The sequence below is a fragment of the Thioclava sp. SK-1 genome (assembly GCF_001705665.1).
GTDB lineage: Bacteria > Pseudomonadota > Alphaproteobacteria > Rhodobacterales > Rhodobacteraceae > Thioclava.
Map to the genome: position 1 here is coordinate 1 of NZ_MDHA01000006.1, position 311 is coordinate 311.

The following is a 311-nucleotide window of genomic DNA, read 5'->3' on the forward strand; positions in this document are numbered from 1 at the left end:
GATGAAAACATCAGCGCTGCTGGTGCCCGCGTGAGGGCACGAGACATACAGCAGCGTTGTCCAAGTCAAGTACACTAACCAAATGTAGATGATCCTCGGATCATCTGCGGGAATAGTATGCATGCATTTTGATTAGAAGAAGATCTTTCTTCTCCTGGATCAAATCAAGCGCGAGAAGGGCGTTTGGTGGATGCCTTGGCAGTAAGAGGCGATGAAGGACGTGATACTCTGCGATAAGTCCTGGGGAGCTGAGAATAAGCTTTGATCCAGGAATTTCCGAATGGGGAAACCCACCTGAATGTTTGTTGTTA

1 rRNA gene is annotated in these 311 nt (G+C 47.9%); it reads left to right on the forward strand.

Annotated features, from left to right (window positions below):
• Positions 1-162: 162 nt before the first annotated feature.
• Positions 163-311 (forward strand): 23S ribosomal RNA (locus BFP70_RS00080); the annotation flags it as partial.